4 protein-coding genes are annotated in these 4474 nt (G+C 60.8%); 2 read left to right on the top strand and 2 right to left on the bottom strand.

Going from position 1 to position 4474, the window contains the following annotated elements:
- Positions 1–482 (top strand): peptide-methionine (S)-S-oxide reductase MsrA (msrA, locus tag AC52Q4_RS13295; RefSeq protein WP_495537278.1); only part of this gene is annotated, 482 nt, incomplete at its 5' end.
- 313 nt (positions 483–795) lie between these two features.
- Positions 796–2745 carry an asparagine synthase (glutamine-hydrolyzing) gene (asnB, locus tag AC52Q4_RS13290; RefSeq protein ID WP_495537277.1) on the top strand — a complete coding sequence of 650 codons (1950 nt, stop codon included), beginning with the start codon at positions 796–798 and terminating at the stop codon, positions 2743–2745.
- A gap of 209 nt (positions 2746–2954) precedes the next feature.
- Here the strand turns inward: asnB and AC52Q4_RS13285 are convergent, their stop codons facing one another.
- On the bottom strand, positions 2955–3914 hold the full coding sequence (locus tag AC52Q4_RS13285) for a hypothetical protein (protein WP_495537276.1): 960 nt from the start codon (positions 3912–3914) through the stop codon (positions 2955–2957).
- An 86-nt stretch (positions 3915–4000) separates the two neighbouring features.
- Positions 4001–4474 (bottom strand): hypothetical protein (locus AC52Q4_RS13280; RefSeq protein WP_495537275.1); only part of this gene is annotated, 474 nt, incomplete at its 5' end.

Below are 4474 nucleotides of genomic sequence, written 5' to 3'. Positions count from 1 at the left end.
TCTACCGGGAGCTACGCGGCGTCGAGGCGGTCGTCGCCGGCTACGCGGGCGGCGAGACTACCGACCCGACCTACCAGCAGGTCTGCTCGGGACGCACCGGCCACGCCGAAGTCGTGCAAATTCGGTTTGACCCCGAAAGCATCAGCTACCGGGACCTGCTCGAGGTCTTTTTCACCATTCACGACCCCACCCAGCACAACCGTCAGGGCCACGACGTTGGGCCGCAATACCGCTCGATCATATTGTGGCACGACGAGGAGCAGCGGCGGATCGCCGAGAGCGTCAAGCGCGAGATCACCGAAGCCGGCCTCTGGCCGCAGCCGATCGTCACGGAGATCGTGCCGTTGCACGCCTTCTATGCGGCCGAGGCGCATCATCAGGATTATTTCGCGCAACAGCCCGATGCGCCGTATTGCCAGCTGGTGATCGCGCCGAAAGTGGTGAAGTTTCGCGAGCGCTTTCGGGAGCAGCTGCGCGGCTAGCGCTCGGGGCAACCGAACAAGCCAGCACGAAGACTTCCTCCGAGGGCACTGCCCTGTCCGCCGGGCATCATCGCCCGAGCGAAAGCGTATTAAATATTGGCGCGCCCCAGCGGCTCTTGCGCACCGCGCGGCCCACGCTGGCGATTGCGGGCGGTATACGGGCCCCTTTCGGCCGCGGGACCGCTGGGCGCTCGTGAATCTGGTGAACGCCCGCAGCTAATGAGAACATAGCGGCGGTTTGTTCTGCGTTCGCTGATCGCACACGCGTCGGCGTGATTGACGGGCGGCGGTTTCGACAGGAGGCAGGCGGCTTGTGTGCGGCATCTCGGGCTTGTGGCGGTGGCGCCCTGACACGACGATTCAAGGACCCATCGGCATGCACGCCGCGCGCATGGCGGAAACCTTGGCGCACCGCGGCCCCGACGACGCCGGAGCCTGGGAGGAATCAAGCGCCGAGGTCGCGCTCTCCCATCGGCGCTTGTCGATTGTCGATCTATCCCCCGAGGGGCATCAACCGATGGTCTCCCCCTGTGGCCGCTATGTGATCACTTTCAACGGGGAAATATACAACTTCCGCGCGCTGCGCAGTGAATTGGCCGCTCAGGGCCACATCTTCCGCGGTCATTCCGATACCGAAGTGCTGCTCGCCGCCATTGCCCAGTGGGGGCTGGACAACACTCTGCCTCGCCTCAACGGCATGTTCGCCTTCGCGCTATGGGACCGCCGCGCGCGCTCGCTGAAGCTGGTGCGCGACCGCCTGGGGAAGAAACCGCTGTACTACGGCTGGCTCGACGGCACATTCGCGTTCGCCTCGGAGCTCAAAGCCTTCCGCGTACTGGCGGGATTCTCCGGCGAACTCGATCGCGACGCGATAAGTCTCTATCTGCGCTTCGGATACATCCCGGCGCCGTGGTGTATCTACAAGGCACTACGCAAGCTCAACGCGGGGTGCGTCCTCACCGTTGCGCAGCAGGCGCCGCGACGACGCGAGCCGCAGGAAAGCGTTCGCGCTTATTGGTCCGCGCCCGAGGTGGCTCAGGCCGGGATCGACGACCCCCTCGAGTGCGGCGATCAGCAGGCGATCCATTCCCTCGAGCGTTTACTGGCAGACGCGACGGCGCAGCGCCTGGAAGCCGACGTGCCGGTCGGCGCATTCCTCTCCGGCGGCATCGACTCGTCGTTGATCGTCTCGCTCATGCAGGCGCAAAGCCCCGTGCCGGTCAAGACCTACGCTTTGGGCTTCGGCAAGGACATCGACGGTGAGACGGCGCACGCCCGCGCTGTCGCCCAGCATTTAGGCACCGATCACACCGAGATGCACCTCACGGCGAAAGACGCCATCGACACGGTGCCCGAGTTGCCCGAGATCGTCGATGAACCCTTGGCCGATTTAGCGCAAGTTCCCAATTATCTCATCGCTCGCATGGCGCGTCCGCACGCGAAGGTCGTGCTCACCGGCGACGGCGGGGACGAACTGTTCTGCGGCTACTCGCGCTTCAACGGCACTGACCGCCGATGGCGTGAGTTGCAACGCATGCCGCTGGCGTTGCGGGAGATCGCGTCATTCGTATTCTCCCGCTGGCCGTGGCCACATGGAGTACGCGCGAGAAGGGTAAAATCCGCGTTGCGCCTCGCTGCGCGGTCGGTGGATGCGCTCTATTTCCATACGATCTCGCAGTGGCCTCACCCGAACGCCCTCGTCATCGGCGCTCAGGAACCATCGACAACCTTCCCCGACGGCGACAAGTGGCCCGGTATCACCGACCCACTGCTGCGAACGCTGCTGCTCGATCTCATTCATTACCTCACCGAGGTGATATTGGTGAAGGTGGATCGCACGAGCATGGCCACGGGGCTCGAGGTCCGCAGCCCGCTGCTCGATCACCGGGTAGTGGAATGGTCCTGGCGATTGCCACGGCAGATGAAAAGCCGCGGCGGTCAAGGCAAATGGATCCTGCGCGAGGTCCTCGCCCGGCACGTCCCGAGGCCGCTTTTCGCGAGACCGAAGCAAGGCTTCAGCGCACCCGTCGGTCACTGGCTGGCTAGTCCACTACGCGGCTGGGCGGAGGATTTGCTGGCATATGACCGACTCGGCCGTCAAGGCATATTGAATCCCGAAGCGGTGCAGCGTGTCTGGGCGACCCAACGCACCGACAATCGCCACTGGCAGAAACGCATCTGGAATCTGCTCATGCTGCAAGCCTGGCTGGATCGGGAGGCTTCTTTAGGAGGACTGCGCTGCTCAATGGGTACCGAAACTTAAATCCGAAATGTCCTCTAACACATCGGTCTTCACGGTATGGGGAGGAGCAAGGGTCGATTGCCCACGTCATATAATGATCGGCCGGAGACTCCCATGCTAAAAGTATTCGATTTGCAACGGCAGTTAGCGGATGGGCTCACGATCCGGCAGGTCTGATCTCCGCTGCCGACGTCGCTTAAAAGCTCCACCTGTCGCTCCTCCGCAGCTGGCTACCTGCTTGCCGCACCGAAATAACCATAGGCAGCAAGAGGTAGCCCAGTCTCATCAGCAAGCTGCCGATTGCTCTCCGCGAAATGCTCTTGAATAAAGGCCACGATATCGCTGCCGAGAAGCTCGCGTGCCGATAGCATCCGCCCGGCAAATCGACTGGCATTAAACCGATCGAGCTGACGCTGCAAGCGCTTGAACCGGAGAAGCGGAACCGTACAGCTCTTGTCGATAACGTCATTGCGATAGGTCAAATGATGGAGAATGCGAGCTAAATGCAGCGTACGGTGCCGATATGAAGAATTCAGCGCGCCGAATTCGACTTGGCCCAGATCCAATTTCATACCTAACTGCGCGGTGTAGCCAGCGAGGAAAGCAGATGCATCCTCCCGGAATGACTCATAAGCGAAAACATGCACGTTTTCATCGCCGAAGAGAGCCCGGTAGTGGCGAAGCAGCCCCAAATACGCGAAATGGTCGAAAAAAAACAATGGCTTAGTATACGGCTTCCAGCCGTTGTATTGCTGCAATCCCTTTCGGTAGCGGGCTGGGAAGAGAAACCGCCCGGGTCCGTGGGTGCCGCCCCGCCTTATATACTGTGCATACGCGGAGGCGATCATATCGAGCTGATTGCGGATAAAAATGACAATCCTGGCCTCCGGCAAGACACGGTATATGCGCTCAGCAATGTCTTTGGATAGCGCACCGAGATGCCCGCCTGTCTGAAAATTACCGCTCAACTCTTCCTCGCATAGAATCGATGGCAGACCACCGTCCAATCCGAGTCGCTCGCGCACTGCTTGCGGATCAAACACAAAGGCATGCTCGTAAAGGAAGGCATTTCTCACTGCGACTGGCTGGATATAACGGTAATTATTTACTAGAGGGTAAAGGCGGCGTTGAAACCATGTTGTGGCGGTTTTGTGGTAACCAACGTGGACGATATCGCAATCAGTGCCCAACGTTATATTTCCCCCGATTGCTCAAGCTGAATACGCACAGAAAAATCGAGTACAGTATAGTGGTGTTGAATGATGATACTGGCAAGCTACCGTCCGCGCAGATATCGCAGCAATTCGGGCAGTGCCTGAAACGGACCCCGCGGGTCGCGCTTTGCGCGGCGCAGATCGTCGAGCAAGGTATCAATGTATTCCAGCACCGGCGCCCTCGCCGCCAATGCCTGCTCGATGCGCTGCCAGTCCTTCCACAACAGCTCGGAGTCCGTGGTGATCTCGTCGTAGGCAAGCTGGTGCAGCCGGCGATAGGCGTCCCGCACCAGCGGATCGATGTCGCGGCTGCCCTCGAGATCCTCGATGCCGAACTGACTATGACGCATGCCCAGGACCAAAAAGTCAGTGGCAAAGCTCTTGATCGCCGCCTCGGTCTGTGGCGTCGGCTCAATGCGCAAGCTCCGGGCCACGCGCTCGAGCTCGGCAATCGGGCTCGTGATCACGGCATCGTAGTCAACCACTACGAGACCGCGCTGCGCGGCCGTGCGAAAGTGGGGCACCACGTTCACCAG

Source organism: Nitrococcus sp., assembly GCF_059432795.1.
The sequence above is the reverse complement of the archived record's forward strand: the minus strand, read 5'-3'. Positions and strand labels throughout refer to the sequence as shown.